Raw genomic sequence first — 14889 nt, forward strand, 5'->3', positions numbered from 1 at the left:
GGTTGGGCCTCCTTTCAGCGTCCTCGGTCGGCTGCAACAAATCGACCCCGCCCACGCCCGAAAAGGAGACGCCGCCTGCGACCCTCGCGCCGCAAAGCTCGGCGAGCGGCGCCCCCGTCGCCGAGCGTCCTCCCGCGCCGAAGGTGATTCCCACGCTCGCCGCCGAGCCGTTTGCGCCCGAGGGGACGCGCCCCGAGCTTTTGTTCGCCATCGAGGGCGGTCTCGCCGTCGTGGAAGGCCTGCGCGTGGGCCGGATCGTGGACGGCGCGCGTATCGAATGGGTCGGCAAGATCGAAGACGACAACCAATGGCTCGGCGGCAGCCACATCGTCTCCGTGTACGGTCGATTCCCCGATGCTGTCGACGTCCTTTACCAGAGCAACCAGGGACGGGCTCCCCAGCCCACGTATTTCCCGCTCACCGGCAAGGGCGAGCGGTTCCGTGTCGGCGACGGCGGCTCGGCCGGGGCCATGGTCGGCGTGGCCAACGTGGGCGAATCGACGCTCGTGGCCGCGTTGAACGACGAGGAGGGACACCTCCTCAAGACGGTGCGCGGGCCCCGGCTCGTCTACAAGTTCACCGCCTTCGAGGAGGGCGGCTGCAAAAAGGAAGAAGAGTTCCGCTTCCTCGGCCACCGGGGCGTTTTGCCCGCGATCCCCCCGCGGGCCATCGCGACCACGGCGACGGGCGCGCTCATGACGGTTGGTCTCCTCTGCGACAAACGAGGCGCCGTCGCGGAGGTGTGGGACAAGCCCGGCAAATCGAGGATCATCGACCTCGGCGGCTGGATCAAGGACCTCGACTACTGGCCTCGTTTCCTGAAAGGCAGCGGGGACGATTTCTTCCTCGACGCCAGCGCGAAGGCCCCGATCCTCCGCTATCGCAATGGCACGTTCGAGCCGCTGCCGCGCCTCGACAAACCGTTCACGAACGTCTTCGTCTCCTCGAGCGGGCAGCTCCACGCGAGCGACGGCCGCACGATCCACCGGTACGACGACGGCAAGTGGACGCCCGTCGCCCTCCTCGCCTGGCCGACGAGCTTCCGCGCCATGGCCCTCGAAAAGGACACGTTCTGGGCCTCCGCGGGCATGACCGTCCTGAAGCTCCGCGAGACGAAGAGCGTCGCGTTCGAGGACGGCTGCCAGGCGCCGTTCGTGTACCTCTACGACGTCGCCCCGCAGAACGCCCCGGACTTCACCTTCCCCACCACCCGAAAAGCCCTCGCCTCGTTCGAAGGCGCCGCCGATCTCGGCCTCGTGGAGGTTTACGAAGGTGCCCGGCGGCTCGGCCTCACGGTCAAGAGCAAGGAGCAAGGCGAGGCCGTCATCGCGCATTTGAAGACCACGATGAAGGACGAGGCCCCGACGCTCCTTTGTTACGCGCCGAAAAACCCCCGCGTGATCCCCCTGAAGGGGAAGTGATCACGACCGGCGGAAGCCGAACCGCGCGCGAACGGATGCCTCGGCCTGCTTCGCCGCGCGCGTCGTGCAGACGAGGTCCACGAAACACGAGACCGGGACGTGGCGCACGAGCACGACGCCGTTTTGCGCCTCCCACACACCCAGCCCCGCGTCACGCAATCGCTCGGCCGAGATCTCCAGCACGACCGGCGTCGCCGAGCGCTTGCCGACCTTGCTTTCGAGGCTCGGCGCAAGGTGCACGTGCGTCCGCTTCTGCGGATACAGGCCCTCCTTTGCGATCGGGGCCGTCGCCTCGATCGTGGTCCCGTGCCAGAGGCTCCCGCCGTCCGTGTACGGGCGCCACGACGCCTCCAGCGCTTCGAGCGTGACGGGCATGTTCTCGGTCGAATGGCCCTGGCTCGCGCGCACGCGATCGCCTTCGAGCTGGAGGCGGCTCTTGTTGTTCGTCGCGACCACCTCGTCGAGGGCCGCGCGGCTGATGCGGAGGTAACGAAGCACCTCGGGCACGGGCACCCAGCCGGCCGCATCCATCGATACGCCGGCCTCGAGCGCCCCGTGGCGGAGGAGCCAAGAGAGGGTCTTGCTAAGCTCTACAGTGTTCATGAGGCCCGAGCGTAGCGGCCCCTGCCATCGGCGGAAGTCGTCTTTTCGGATGAGCTATCCTCCTGGCGGATAGTCATGCTGGAGACCTCCTGGCTCTACGCCTTCGCCGCCTTCGCCGAACACAAGAACTTCACGCACGCCGCACGCGCCCTCGGCCTGTCGCAGCCCGCGCTGCACGCGCAGGTGCAGAAGCTCGCGGAGGTCGTGGGCAGCCCGCTCTACCGCCGCGTGGGGCGCGCCCTCGTGCTCACCGACGGCGGCGAGCGCGTCGCGGCGTATGCGCGGAGGACGCTGGCCCAGCAGGTCGAGTTCGTCGAGGGCCTGCGCGCAGGTCGAGCCCGCACGCGCGTGGTGCTCGCGGCAGGCGAAGGGGCGTACCTCTACCTGCTCGGCGAGGCCGTGCAGCGCTCGGTGCGCGACGCGCGCACGCCGCTCTCGCTGCTCGTGCGGGACGCGGCGGGCACGCTCGCGGCCGTACGCACGGGCGAGGCGCACGTCGGCGTGCTCCCGCTGGAGACGCGGCCGCCGCGGCTCGTCGTGGAGCCGCTCGCCGTGGTCGGGCAGATGCTCGTCGTGCCCGACGGCCACACGCTCGCCTCCCGAGAACGCGTCGAGCTCGCCGATCTCGAAGGCGCCGCGCTTGTCGTGCCGCCCGAGGGCCAGCCGCAACGCGTGGCGCTCGAAGAGTCGCTAAGGGCCGCGGGCGTGCGCTGGGAGGTCGCCGTCGAGGTGCGCGGCTGGCCGCTCACGTTGCGGTTCGCGCGCCTCGGCGCCGGGCTCGCGATCGTCAACGACTTCTGCCGCCTGCCGCCGGGCCTCGTGGGCCGCCCGATCGCTGGTTTGCCGAGCCAAACCTACGCCGCGATCCGCCTCGCCGACGCGCCGCTCGAAGGCGCCGCCGAGCGCGTCTGGAAGCGCCTGCTCGCCACGGCACGACGTTGATCACGGGGCCACGATCGAGCGATACTCGCGCGCGCCTCATGTCCCGCGCACGAACGCCGCTCTTCGCCGCCTGCCTGACGATGCTCGGCGCGCTCGTGGGCTGCGCGAAGCCACCGGAGACCGTGTATTTCGTGGCCGTCGGCGCGCGCGACGAGGTGCCCAAGGCCCGCGGCGTTTGCCGCGTCGCCGAGGCCCGGCCGAGCGCGCCGGTTCGGTTCGATCCCGCGGGGCAGACGTACGAGGCGCTCGATCCGGGCCGCGTGCGGATCCCGTGCGAGCAGGGGGTCGTCGTGCTCGACGTGCGCCGCCCGAGCCGCGTGCACGTCGACACGACCCAGGCCGCCAAGCGCGGCGATCTGCTCGTGATGGAGCTCCAGGCGTTCGACGACGCGGGGCAGCGCCTCTCGTTCGGCCGCGCGCCCGTCGCGTGGTCGTTCACGGGCGCGCTCGGGCCTCGCAGGCCGCCTGCGTGCACGGGCACCGAGGGCGCCTGCGCGCCGGAAAACGCGGGTTATGCGGTGGCCTTCGACGAGGGCGAGGGCCAGGTGCTCGCGCGGTTTGGCGGGCTCTCGTCGCGGGTCGTGGTGACTGTCTTGCCTTGAGGACCGGCTACGCCTCGGGCGACGTCATCCACTGGACGAACTGCACGAGGAGCCCGTTCGGGTCCGTGACCTGGAAGAACCGCTCGCCCCACGGCTCGGTCTGGAGCGGCGTCGTGATGGGCACGCCCTCGGCGCGCAGCCGCGCCTCCTCGGCGTCCAAGTCGGGCACGACGAACGCGAGGAGCAAGCCGCCTGCGTGCGCGTGCTTCAGCGTCTCCGGCTGCAACGAGGCGAGCCCTTGGCGCAGGAAGATGAGGTTGTACCCGACGTCCTTGCGCGCCATCGACACGAAGCCGTCCGCCGCCATCGCCTCGGCAAACCCCATGTGCCGGGCGAAGAAGTCGCGTGAAGCCTCGACATCCCTGACGTTGAGCGAAATCGCCGACGCGGTGGTTGCTTGCATGCGTGTGTTCCTCGATCCTGGGGAAAGCCCCTCTTGAAGGTGAATCAACAACGATGTACATTGTACAGTGTACGTCGTACGTTGTTCTGGTCAAGGGGCTGGAGACCGATTTCATGCCGCCGAACAAACCCGCGACCCCGGATCCTGCGCGCACGCTCTCGCTCCTCTGGCGGCACACCCTCTCGCCTTTGCGGACGCGGGGGCCGCGGCCGTCGCTCACGGTGGATCGGGTCGTCGAGGCGGCCATCACGATCGCCGACGAACAAGGGCTCGATGCGGTCACGATGCGGTCGGTGGCGCAAGCCGTGGGCGCGTCCCCGATGTCCGTCTACACCTACGTGCCCGGAGGAAAAACCGAGCTGCTCGACCTGATGATCGACGTGGTGTACCTCCGCGCCGAGCGGCCGGACCAAGGCGGTCTCGGCTGGCGCGAGCGGGTGCTCTCCGTCGCGGACCAGAACCGGGCCATCTACGCCGCGCATCCGTGGCTGATCCACGCCTCCACGAGCCGCCCTCCCCTCGGCCCGGGCGTGATCACGAAGTACGAGTACGAGCTCTCCGCGTTCGACGGCCTGGGTTTGTCCGACGTCGAGGTCGACGCCGCGCTCACGTTCGTCCTCGGGTTCGTCCAGGCGAACGCACTCCGCGCGGCCGACGCCGCCGCGTTGCCCGAGGCCACGGCGATGACCGACGCGGCGTGGTGGGAAGCCCAGGCGGAGCTGCTCGGCCGGGTCGTCGATCCGACGAAGTTCCCCCGGGCCACCCGCATCGGCGAAGCCGCCGGCGCGGCCCAGGGCGGGGCGTACCAGGCCGACGCGGCTTACCGGTTCGGCATGGACCGCGTCCTCGACGGGCTCGGCCAGCTCGTCGAGCGCCAGAAGAAGGTTTGAGGCGCGCGCCTTCGCGGCGGCCGCGTCAGCCGTCGGGGCCCATGTGGAACATCGGGATCACGACCGTGGAGCGAACGCCATGGTCCCCACGCTCGACCGCGAGGTATCCACCGAGCTCTCGACAAACCGAGGCAACGTCTTCCATCGACGCGACGTCCACCGTGTCGTCCGTGTCCGTCACCTCGAAGCCGACCCACGGCGTATCGCCGAGGCGCCCCTCGCGCCCTTGATGGACCCGGAACGACACGCCCCCGGGGCGCGAGCGCAGCGCCCGTCCGCCGAAGACGCGGAGCAGGAGCCAGCGCACCTTCGGCTCGTCGCTCTCCATGAACCCGAGCTCGTCGGGTTGCTCGACCTCGAGCGCGTCGCGCGTCCGCTCGAAGGCCGGAGCCACGGCCAGCACCACCTCGGCGACGAGCGCGCCGAGCGCGAACGGCACGACCAGGATCGGCCGCCCGCGCGCCTCCGCCTCGCAGCCCGCGAGGACCTCGTGGAGCAAGAGATCCGCGTGCTCCAGGCGCAAGCGCTCGCCGAGCGCGTCCGCGCCCCAGCGCGCGAAGGCGTCGAGCGCGCCATGCACGTGGCTCCGCGCGCGCTCATCGTCGCCCTGGGCGCGGAAAAACGCCGCGGCCCTCTCGCAGGCGATCGCCACGTGGGGCGTGAGCGCCGCCGCCTCGGCGGCCTCGACGGCTCGTTCGTAGAGTGGGCCGGCCGCGGCGTGATCACCCGCGATGCGCGCGCGCTCGGCTGCGAGGAGGAGCTCCTCGTGGGCATAGTTCGCGGGACAGGCGCGGGCCCAGCCGGCGATGCGCGCGGCATTTCGCTCGAACGTCGCGAGCGGCCCCTCGGAGGGGTTTGCCCCTTCGGCAGAGAGGCGGGCGGCCGCGAGGCAGGTCAGGTACACGGCCTCGGTCGCGAAGTAAAACCACGCCCCCTCCCCGCCTTCGCCGGCAATCACGAGCACGTCCTCGTCGTCGCCGTTCAGGAAGGCCAGCTTGATGCGCGCCGCCCGGTACCACGAGAGCGCGAAATGCACGCCTCGCTCGCGCAAGGAGGCGACGAACGCGTCCTCGTCGAAGCCGTCCCCGGAGAGCGAACGCACGTCGAGCGTGCGCCCCGCGAGCGCCGCGAGGATCCGCCGCACCAGCGTTTGCACCGCGATCGACGAGGCGACCTTGGTCCGCTCCATCAATGCGAGCAGCCGCTCGGCCTCCTCGTCGACGTCCTTCAGCGGGTCGCCGAGGGCGAGCCGCAGGAGCACGATGTGGCTGCACGCGTACGAGAGATAGATGTAATCGCCGGTCGCGAGCCCCGTGCGGTACGCTCGCCGGAGATAGCCGAGCACGTCGGGGATGGGCTCGAGGAAATGGGCGTACGAGCCATAGACGAAATTCAAGCGGCAAGGCTCGCCCGCGCTGCCGCGGCGCTCGTCGAGCCGGAGCGCGAGCTTGCCGAACGCCCCCGCCTCGGCATGACGACCGAGCGACGTGGCGAGGTGCATGCCGTACAGCATGTAGCCGTAAATGGATTCGTCGGCGTGGCCGTATTCGAGCGAGATGTTCGCCTGGATCGCCGCGCAAAGGCTGAAGAGCGCGGGCCGCACGAGGTTCGCCGGCGCGAGCAGGTTCGTGAGGATCTCGAGCTGGGCGCGTTTGTCCGGGTCCTCGAGCGGCGCGCCCTCCGAGAGCGCGGAGGTCCCGCGCGCCGCGAGCCGCTCGCGCACCCGGGCGTGCTCCTGCTCTGCGAGGATCTGGGCCGTCGCCTCGTCCCGCGGGATGTCGAGGCCGAGCGCAGTGAGCGCGTCGAGGCCCACTTCAATGGCAGAGGCGGCCCGACCGCGCGTCGTGCGGACGGCCATGCGGACCCGGCACACGGCGGCCTGTTCGGAGCTCGTTCGCGGCGGGACCGGCAAGGCGACGAGCAGCGCCTCGGCCTCGTCGAGCTGGCCGCGCAGATAAGCGCACTCGGCCCGGCCGAGGTGGAGCGCGAAGAGGAGCGCCGGATCCTCGCCCGAGAGGGCGAGCGCCGCGCCCGCGCCATAATAACGTGCCGCGGCGTCGTAGGCCGTCCGCGCCTTTGCGCGCGCGCCGGCGGCGAGATCGAGCCGGGCGAGCTCGTCGCGCTCGGCCGCGTCGGTGAGGAGCGAGGCGCCGGCGTTCAGGTGCTCGACGAATTCGAAGAGCTTTTCGTCGATGACGCCGCGGGCGCGCGCGTCGGCGTAAAGGCGCCGCCCGACGAGGAGCCGGATCCGCGGCAGATCGTCCTCGCCGATGAGCTCGTAGGCAGCTTGTCGCACGCGATCGTGCAGGAAGCGGAAAGCGAGGGGCGCGACCCCCGTGGCGTCGCTCCGCTTGCGTGGATCGACGGGCATCACGAGATCCTTCCCCGTCGCCGAGAGGGCCGCGAGGACCTCGATCTCCGTGGCGCCGCGCGCCGCCGCGAGCTCGTGCACGTCGAAGAGCGCGCCGATGCAGGCGGCGATCTGCAGCGTCTCCTGCGTCCCGACGGGGAGCTTGCGCATGTCCCGGACGAGCAGGGCGACCTCGTCCTCGGGCATCGGCGCGGTCCGGATCTGCGCGAGATCCCACGCAAACGCCCCGGGGACCGCGCCCTCGGCGATGAAGCCTTCCTGGACGAGGTACCGGAGAAACTCCCGCGCGAAAAATGGGTTTCCGCGGGTGCGCCGGTGCACCTCGGCTGCGAGCGCCTGGATCTCCGGGCCCGCGGAGATCCCGAGCGCGTCGCCGATCATCGCCTCCAGGTGCTCGGGCCCGAGGGGCGGCAAATCGATCTCTTCGAGGCGCGCGCCGCGCTGCCGGAGCGCGACTTTTGCGTCGGTGACGGGGTGCTCGGGGCCCACTTCCTGATCGCGGTATGCGCCGATCAGGAGGGTGTTGCGAATGCTGGGATCCCCGGCGACGGCGAGGAGGAACCGGAGCGACGCGTCGTCGGCCCATTGCAGATCGTCGAGGAAAAGGACGAGCGGCTGCTCGGGCCGCGCGAACACCGAAAGGAATCGCAAAAGCGCGTGCTCCAGGCGTGCCTGCGATTCGGCGGAGCTCGCCGAGGACGACGCGGCCGCCGAGGAGCTCGGCGACCGTGAGGAGGGGGCCCCGATCACCGATCGCGCGCTCGGGAGGGTCTCGACGAGGACGGCCGTGCCCTCGCCGAGCGCCTCGTACAGGCGCTCTTGCCATTCGGCCGAATCGTCCGCCTCGCCGTCGCCGAGCACGCGCTGCGCGAGATCGTCGAGCGCGCGCAGGAGCGTGGCGAAAGGCACGGTGCGGTTGTACTGGTCGAATTTGCCGGCGACGAGGTGCCCGCGGCGCGCGGCGAGCGAGGGGCCGATCTCCTCGACGAGCGTCGATTTCCCTGCGCCGGCCCAGCCCGAGACGAGCACGATCTCGCTCGCGCCGGTCGCGGCGCGTTCGAAGGCCCGGAGCAGGGCCCACGCCTCCGTCTCGCGCCCGTATCGCTTGTCGGGTAACTGAAACGTCACGCGCCGTTCACCGCTTTGCCTCGAGCCCGCCGCGGGGAATCATCCGAGGCCCGCCATGGACACGTATCCGGGCAGGGCGCGGATACGCTCGATCCATGCGACGACGTTGCGATAGTCGTCGAGCGTGACCTTGCCCTCGCGGACGAGGCCGACGTACGGGAAGACGGCGATGTCGGCAATCGTCGGCCGATCGTGCTCGAGCCACGCGCGCTTTGCGAGGTGGGCGTCGAGGACGTCGAGGGCCGCGCGGCTCCGATCCTGGGCGAGGCCGAGATCGAGCTGGACACCGAGAAGGAAATGCAGCCGCGCGAGGAACGGGCCGTGGTGCACCTCGTTCGCGGCGAACGAGAGCCACTGCACGACGCGGGCGAGCCCGGCCGGATCCGAGGGCAGCCACGCCTCGCCCCCGTACTTCCGCGCGAGATACACGAGGATGGCCTGTGAATCCCGCAGCGTCTCGTCGCCGTCGACGAGCACGGGCACCTGGCCGAGCGGATTCATCGCGAGGAACGAGGGCGCCTTGTGCTCGCCTTTCAGGAGGTCCACCACGATCTCCTCGTGCTCGAGGCGAAGCATCGAGAGCATGAGGCGCACCTTGTGGCTATTCCCGGACAGCGGATGCGAATAAAGCTTCATATCGATCGGTGTCTTTCCAGGCGAAGCGCGGCTCGACGTGACGTCACGCCGCGCGTTCACCCGCGTCCCCCTGTGAATCAGCGGGCCTCGGGCGAGGGAGGTGCGCTCGTGGCGCGCGCTGGAGTATTGCCCCGACGTACGGGCGCAGTCAAACTACGTGGAGCGCATCATCGCCGCTGCCGTGTGTCATCGTACGCTCGGTTGCAAGCAACGCGCGCACGGCGTTTCGCACCTCGGCGTGTCGTGCTTCGTTGTCGAGCACGAATTCGACACAGAACCCGCCATGTTCCCCCGCGGGGGAGCGCACGCGGCCGGGGATCGGGAGCGGGGCGCTGAAAAGCCCGTCGATCGATACCGTGATCGCGGCGTCGAGCGGCGGCGGTCGAACCCCGCCGAGGACGAGCCCGAACGGCCCGAGGGACGTCGCGATCCCCGCCTGCCACGCGCCGCCCTCGTGCTGCATCCGTACGGGCAAATTGCAGGGCCTGCGGTCGCCGGGCGCGGGCGCGAGCGGCGCACGGGCGCCGGAACCGCCGAGCAGCGGGCGAATGCCGTCGGTCGCGGACGGGAGGAGGATCTCGGCCGGGCACATCGCATCGAACAGGGACCACCACACGTGGACGCCGTACGCCATCGCATAAGCAATGCGGCGCGCCGACGCGGGATTTTTCCAGCCCTCCTCGCAAAGCGCGAACAGGGAGACGGCGTGATCGGCGTCGATCTCCGCGTGCAGGCGGTAATGGCGCTGGGCGTCGAGATCCCCCCAGAATCGCTCGTGGATGCTCTGGGCGATCAGGGTGGAAATCTTGATGTGGGTATATTCCACGATGCCCGTGGCCGCGGCGCCCATCTCGGCGGGGTTCACGAGGCAAAAATCGAGCAGGGATTGGTATGCGACGGCGATCCGGATCGGGCACTCCCGCGCGGCCTCCTCGTCGCGGAGCCCAATGGCGCGCAGATACCCGGCGAACGTGCCGCGGTGCGTGCTCTCGACGTCCCCGTGCCCGTGCTCCTCCACCACATTTTCATAGACGGTGGCGAGGCGCCGCTCGACCGTGGGCACGCGCGCGAGCACGGCCGTGAGCGCGCGTGAGAAATGCTCCACGAAATGCAAATACGGGGCCTGGCTCCGGCGGAACTCCTCGATCCGCGTCGTCGGCGCACGCATCCATGAGAAGTACGGATGCTTGCCGAAATCGTAGACGCGGCTCAGCGCCTCGGCGCCGTCGAGCACCGACGGGCCGGCGGTGATTTCAGAAAGCGTGATGTCGGAAACGCGATGAAGAAGAATGGACATGGCGTCGCTCCCGCTTTTTTCAGCTTCCGGGTCGACCCTCGAAGCGAAGGAACGTAGGAAACCACGGATTCGACCGCGTCGCAACGGCGCATTCGTGCGTTCTTTCCCACGGTGCCCATTGAGATGTCAGGGCGCGTTCACGCAGCGCGTCTCGGGCGCTCGAACACGCGTTCGTCGCTCGCGTCGCTCGCATCACAATACTTGCCTCCGACTGCATCGACGCGTTCGCGGCGGGGCGCCTTCGCGCCGATTTTCGATCGCAATGGCTCCGCAGGCGAAGACGTCAGAACCATGACGCTCGGACCACGAAAGAACCGCGATCCAAGCGATGAAAATCGCTGACGTACTGGCAGCGACTGGGGTAATGACCACATCGTGGGGGGGCGAGATCCATCGTGAACATTTTCCTGTCGAACGACGAGAGCCATCCATGGCGCCGCCGATGAACCGACCGCACCACGAGGGCGCATACCCAGGGACGGTCGTCGCCGGGCGCTTCCGCCTCGAAGAGCTCGCAGGAAGGGGCGGCATGGGCGAGGTCTTTCGCGCCCGCGACCTCCGCACCGGCGCCGAGGTCGCCCTCAAGCTCCTGCATTCCGCCGGGAGCGGCTTCGAGCAGACCGCGCGTTTCGACCGGGAGGCGCGGCTCCTGTCCCAGCTCGGGCATCCGGGAATCGTCTCGTATCTCGCTCACGGCAAGGCCGAGGGCGGACGGCCGTATCTCGCCCTCGAATGGCTCCCGGGCCAGGATCTCGGCAAGCGCCTCGCCGAGGGGCCGCTCGAGCTGCGCGATTGCGTGACCTTGCTCCTCAGCGTCGCGGACGCGCTCGCCGCCGCCCATGGCAAAGGAATTCTCCACCGCGACATCAAGCCGAGCAACATCTTCCTGCGCGACGGCCGCATCGATCGCGCCACGTTGATCGATTTCGGCATTGCGCGGAGCGCGCTCTCCGGCACGGCCCTGACGCGCCCCGGAGCCCTCCTCGGGACACCCGGCTACATGGCCCCCGAGCAGGCGCGCGGCGAGGACGATCTCCGGCCGAGCGCGGACGTCTTCGCGCTCGGCTGCGTCGCGTTTCACGGTTTGACCGGAAAACCCCCCTTCTTCGCGCCGAGCGCGCTCGTGATGCTGGCCAAGGTCCTGTTCGAGGAGGTCCCGCGCGTCGAGGTGCTCCGGCCCGGCACGCCCCAGGCGCTCTCCGCGCTCGTCGCGCGCATGCTGGAAAAGGATCCGTCGCGGCGCCCCCGCGACGCCGCGGCGCTCTGCGACGAGCTCGCGGTGATCGCGGCGCGCCTCGCGGACGATGTCGCCGCGGAGGCGGGGCGCGCGGATCACGTCGCCTCCGCGGCGCTCAGTGGCGAGGCCCTGCAATTGCTCTCCGTCGTCGTCGCCATTCCAGGCCACGAGCCGCCGTTCGGCGACGGGGACACAGTCTCCGCGCGAGCCGCATGGGGATCGCTCCGGGAAGCCCTGCGCGCTCGCCTCGTCCACCTCGGCGGGCGCGTCGAATGGCTGGCGAGCGGCGCGCTCGTCGTCGTCGTCACGCCCGCGCCGAGCGCCGTGGATCAGGCCACGGCGGCCGCGCGTTGCGCGCTCGCCGTGCACGCGTCCTGGCCGGTGGCCCGCGTCGCCCTGACCACGGGCCGCGGGGTGATGAAAGAAAGAGTCCTCCTCGGCGAAGCGATCGAGCGCGCCTTTTCGCTACTCGCGCCGCGTGAAAGCGAAATCCCCTCGGAGGCCGGCGAGACGGCTGCTCCGGCGACCACGCAATCGGGGGTTTTTCTGGACGATCTCACCGCCAAGCTGCTCGAGCCTCGTTTCGACATCACGTTCACCGCGGACGCGCCGCTCCTGCGCGAGGAGCGCGTGATCGAGGTGGATGAGACACGCCTCTTGCTCGGCCGTCCCACCCCTTGCGTGGGCCGCGAGCGGGAGCTCGCCTTGCTCGTCGCGGCGATCGAGGGATCGATGGAGCATGCCGAGCCGGCGGGGGCGATCGTGTACGCGCCGCCCGGCATGGGAAAATCCCGCCTGCGGCACGAGCTTTTGCGAAGGCTGCGCGCGCGCCCGCTCGCGGTTCGCGTGCTTTTCGGCAGCGGCGCGCCGCTCAGCGCGGGGTCGCCATATGGAGTGCTCGGCGAGGCATTGCGCCGGCTCTGCGAGGTCGAGGTCGGCGATCCGCCGGCTCGAAAAGAGGAAAAGATCCGGCGCCGCCTCGGGCGCTTCGTGGCGCCCGCAGACGAGCGGCGGGTGAGCGAGTTCCTGGCCACGATGTGCGGCGTCGGGGTGGAAGCGCCGAGCGCCCTGCTCCGGGCGGCCTTCCGTGATCCGAAGATCATGCACGAGCAGATCCAGCGGGCCTTTCTGGATCTGCTCGCCGCCGAATGCGCGAACACCCCGGTCCTCTTGGTGCTCGAGGATCTCCACTGGGGAGACCCGGCGACGGTGAAGCTCGTCGACGCGGCCCTCGTGGAGCGGCGGGAGCTCTCGTTTTTCGTGCTGGCACTCGGCCGCCCCGAAATGGCCGACGTATTTCCGAAGCTCTGGGAGGGGCGCATCGTCCACCGCGTCCGGCTCGGAGGGCTGCGCGACAGCGCCGCCGGGGAGCTCATCCGGGCCGTGCTCGGCCCCGAGGTGCCCGCAGCCTCGGTCGAGCGCATCGTCGAGCAGGCCGCGGGCAATGCGCTCTTCCTGGAGGAGCTCATCCGCGCCGCCGCCGACGGCAAAGCGGAAGGCCAACCCGTGACGGTGCTGGCGATGCTCCAGGCGAGGCTCTCGTGCCTCGATCCCGCCTCCCGCCGCGTCCTCTCCGCGGCGAGTATTTTTGGACAAACCTTCTGGCGCGGCGGGCTGCTCATGCTCCTCGGGCGAACCCAGGCCACGCCGTCGACCGACGAACGGCTCGAAGAGCTGGTCCAGGCCGAGATCCTCGAGCGTCGCGCGCAAAGCCGTTTTTCCAGCGAAACCGAGTACGGGTTCCGCCACGCGCTCCTGCGGGACGCCGCATACGGGCTCTTGACCGACGCGGATCGGGTGCTCGGGCATCGGCTCGCGTGCGTGTACCTGGAGCAGATCGGCGAGGCGGATCCGATGGTGCTCGCCGAGCACGCCCGCGCGGGCGGCGACCTCGCGCGCGCCGCGCACCATTACCTCGACGCGGCCCGGCAATCGCATCAGCAGGACGATTTCGACGGGATGTGGCTCCGCGCCGAGCGTGGCCTCTCGTGCGGCGCATCCGGCGAGCTGCGAGGAAAGCTCCTCGCACTCGAAGTCGAGGCTTGCGTCTGGCGCCTCGACTGGCAAACGGGCACGCGGCTCGGCAAGGAAGCGCTTTCGCTCCTGCCCGAGGGGAGCGCCGCGTGGAACCAGGCGGCGGCGTCCTTCCTGGTGATTGCGGTGAACAGGACCATGCGGGACGAGATGGCCATGCTCGTTCGTGTGCTCCAGGCCGTCGAGCCGCCGCCAGACGCGGTGGCCTCGTACCTCCTCGTCCTCGGAGCGGCCACGTCCGCCGTCGGAATGTTGGGGGGCCGCGAGCCCACGGCGCAGCTGCTCTCGCGGCTGGAATCACTCTCCCCGCGCCTGCCGGAGGGCGAGCTGCTCACCGGCGGCCACATCTACCAGGCGCGGGCGATCTTCGCGTTCCTCATCGAGGGAGATCTCTGGGCAACCTTCACGCAGGTGCGGATCGGCATCGAGCTGTATGCGGCGGCGTGCTCGTGGAGCTGGTGGGGCATGACCGTGTGCCTGTCGAGCGCGACGCTCGGGGCGCTCGGGGACGAAGGCGCGGCGGAGCGAGGAATCCACGAAGTCCTGGAGAGCGCGCTCCGGAGGAACGACACGTTCCTCGTATCCACGGCGCGTTTTTATCGAATGCTCGTCCTCGCCGAGCGATGCGCGCCAGAAAGGCGGGCGGAGATCGAGGACATCGCCAGGCTGCTCATCGAGCAAGGCGCGATGGAAGACACCATCGCCGTCTCGTACGGCGCGCTCGCGCGAATCTTCCTGTCCGAGGGGCAGGCCGCGGAAGCGCGCGAGGCCGCCGAGAAAGCCCTCGGGCTCATGGTGTACGTTCGCGGCTGGCGCCCGTCCATCGAGAGGACGCTGATCGTGGCTTTGCTTCGCGAGGGTCGTCCCGATGAAGCGCGCCGCGTCGCAGAGGACGTCGCAGCCTGGATGGAGGCGGAAGGCGGGAGCGCAGGATACGCAGAGATCCCGCTGCGCCTCGCGATCGCCGAGGCGCGCGCGGCAACCGGGGACATGAACGCCGCCCGGGAAGCGCTCGCACAAGCGATCCGCAGGCTCGAATGGCGCCTCGAGAGGATCGTGGACCCGGCCCTGCGGGCGCTGCACGCGGAGATCCCGGAGCACGTGCGTCTCCGGGATCTCGAACGAGAATGGCGACCGTGAGATCGGCATCGGGGAAGCGCTTCGCTGGGGCTTTGCCCCAGGCCCCACCAGGAGCTATCCGCTCCTGGACCTGGACCAGCGCAAGCGCTGGACTCGGGGTCGATGAACTGCGCGATGCGCAGTTCATCGAACGGGCCGATGCAAGAAAAACTCTCCCCGCATCGACTGCGCTTCGCGCAGTCGAT

10 protein-coding genes are annotated in these 14889 nt (G+C 70.0%); 5 read left to right on the top strand and 5 right to left on the bottom strand.

Annotation, left to right across the window (positions count from 1 at the left end):
- Positions 1–2: 2 nt before the first annotated feature.
- Positions 3–1421 (top strand): hypothetical protein, encoded by a 1419-nt coding sequence (locus QHF85_RS45710; RefSeq protein WP_281333815.1) that lies wholly within the window; start codon positions 3–5, stop codon positions 1419–1421.
- On the opposite strand, the gene QHF85_RS45715 is transcribed toward QHF85_RS45710, so the two are convergent.
- Entirely contained in the window at positions 1422–2024 is a 603-nt protein-coding gene (locus QHF85_RS45715; RefSeq protein WP_281333816.1) for an RNA 2'-phosphotransferase, read from the bottom strand.
- Positions 2025–2099: 75 nt separating this feature from the next.
- Here QHF85_RS45715 and QHF85_RS45720 point away from each other — a divergent pair, with 75 nt between their 5' ends.
- A complete protein-coding gene (locus QHF85_RS45720; protein WP_281333817.1) occupies positions 2100–2966 on the top strand; it encodes a LysR family transcriptional regulator in 867 nt (288 codons plus the stop codon).
- A 38-nt stretch (positions 2967–3004) separates the two neighbouring features.
- A complete protein-coding gene (locus QHF85_RS45725) occupies positions 3005–3568 on the top strand; it encodes a hypothetical protein (RefSeq protein WP_281333818.1) in 564 nt (187 codons plus the stop codon).
- Positions 3569–3575: 7 nt separating this feature from the next.
- Here QHF85_RS45725 and QHF85_RS45730 read toward each other — a convergent pair whose 3' ends face one another.
- Positions 3576–3971 (bottom strand): VOC family protein, encoded by a 396-nt coding sequence (locus tag QHF85_RS45730; protein ID WP_281333819.1) that lies wholly within the window; start codon positions 3969–3971, stop codon positions 3576–3578.
- Between the two features lie 53 nt (positions 3972–4024).
- On the opposite strand from QHF85_RS45730, the gene QHF85_RS45735 reads away from it, so the two are divergent.
- Positions 4025–4861, top strand: a complete 837-nt coding sequence (locus tag QHF85_RS45735) for a TetR/AcrR family transcriptional regulator (RefSeq protein ID WP_281333820.1) — start codon at positions 4025–4027, stop codon at positions 4859–4861.
- Positions 4862–4886: 25 nt separating this feature from the next.
- Here QHF85_RS45735 and QHF85_RS45740 read toward each other — a convergent pair whose 3' ends face one another.
- The 3 genes from QHF85_RS45740 to QHF85_RS45750 all read right to left on the bottom strand — a co-directional run bounded on the left by QHF85_RS45740 (position 4887) and on the right by QHF85_RS45750 (position 10293).
- Positions 4887–8360 (bottom strand): AAA family ATPase, encoded by a 3474-nt coding sequence (locus tag QHF85_RS45740; protein WP_281333821.1) that lies wholly within the window; start codon positions 8358–8360, stop codon positions 4887–4889.
- A 39-nt stretch (positions 8361–8399) separates the two neighbouring features.
- A complete protein-coding gene (locus QHF85_RS45745) occupies positions 8400–8996 on the bottom strand; it encodes a glutathione S-transferase family protein (RefSeq protein WP_281333822.1) in 597 nt (198 codons plus the stop codon).
- Positions 8997–9144: 148 nt separating this feature from the next.
- Positions 9145–10293, bottom strand: a complete 1149-nt coding sequence (locus tag QHF85_RS45750) for an iron-containing redox enzyme family protein (RefSeq protein ID WP_281333823.1) — start codon at positions 10291–10293, stop codon at positions 9145–9147.
- A 442-nt stretch (positions 10294–10735) separates the two neighbouring features.
- On the opposite strand from QHF85_RS45750, the gene QHF85_RS45755 reads away from it, so the two are divergent.
- Positions 10736–14704 carry a serine/threonine-protein kinase gene (locus tag QHF85_RS45755; protein ID WP_281333824.1) on the top strand — a complete coding sequence of 1323 codons (3969 nt, stop codon included), beginning with the start codon at positions 10736–10738 and terminating at the stop codon, positions 14702–14704.
- Positions 14705–14889 lie beyond the last annotated feature (185 nt).

Source organism: Polyangium sp. 6x1, assembly GCF_029946515.1.
Classification (GTDB): domain Bacteria; phylum Myxococcota_A; class Polyangia; order Polyangiales; family Polyangiaceae; genus Polyangium.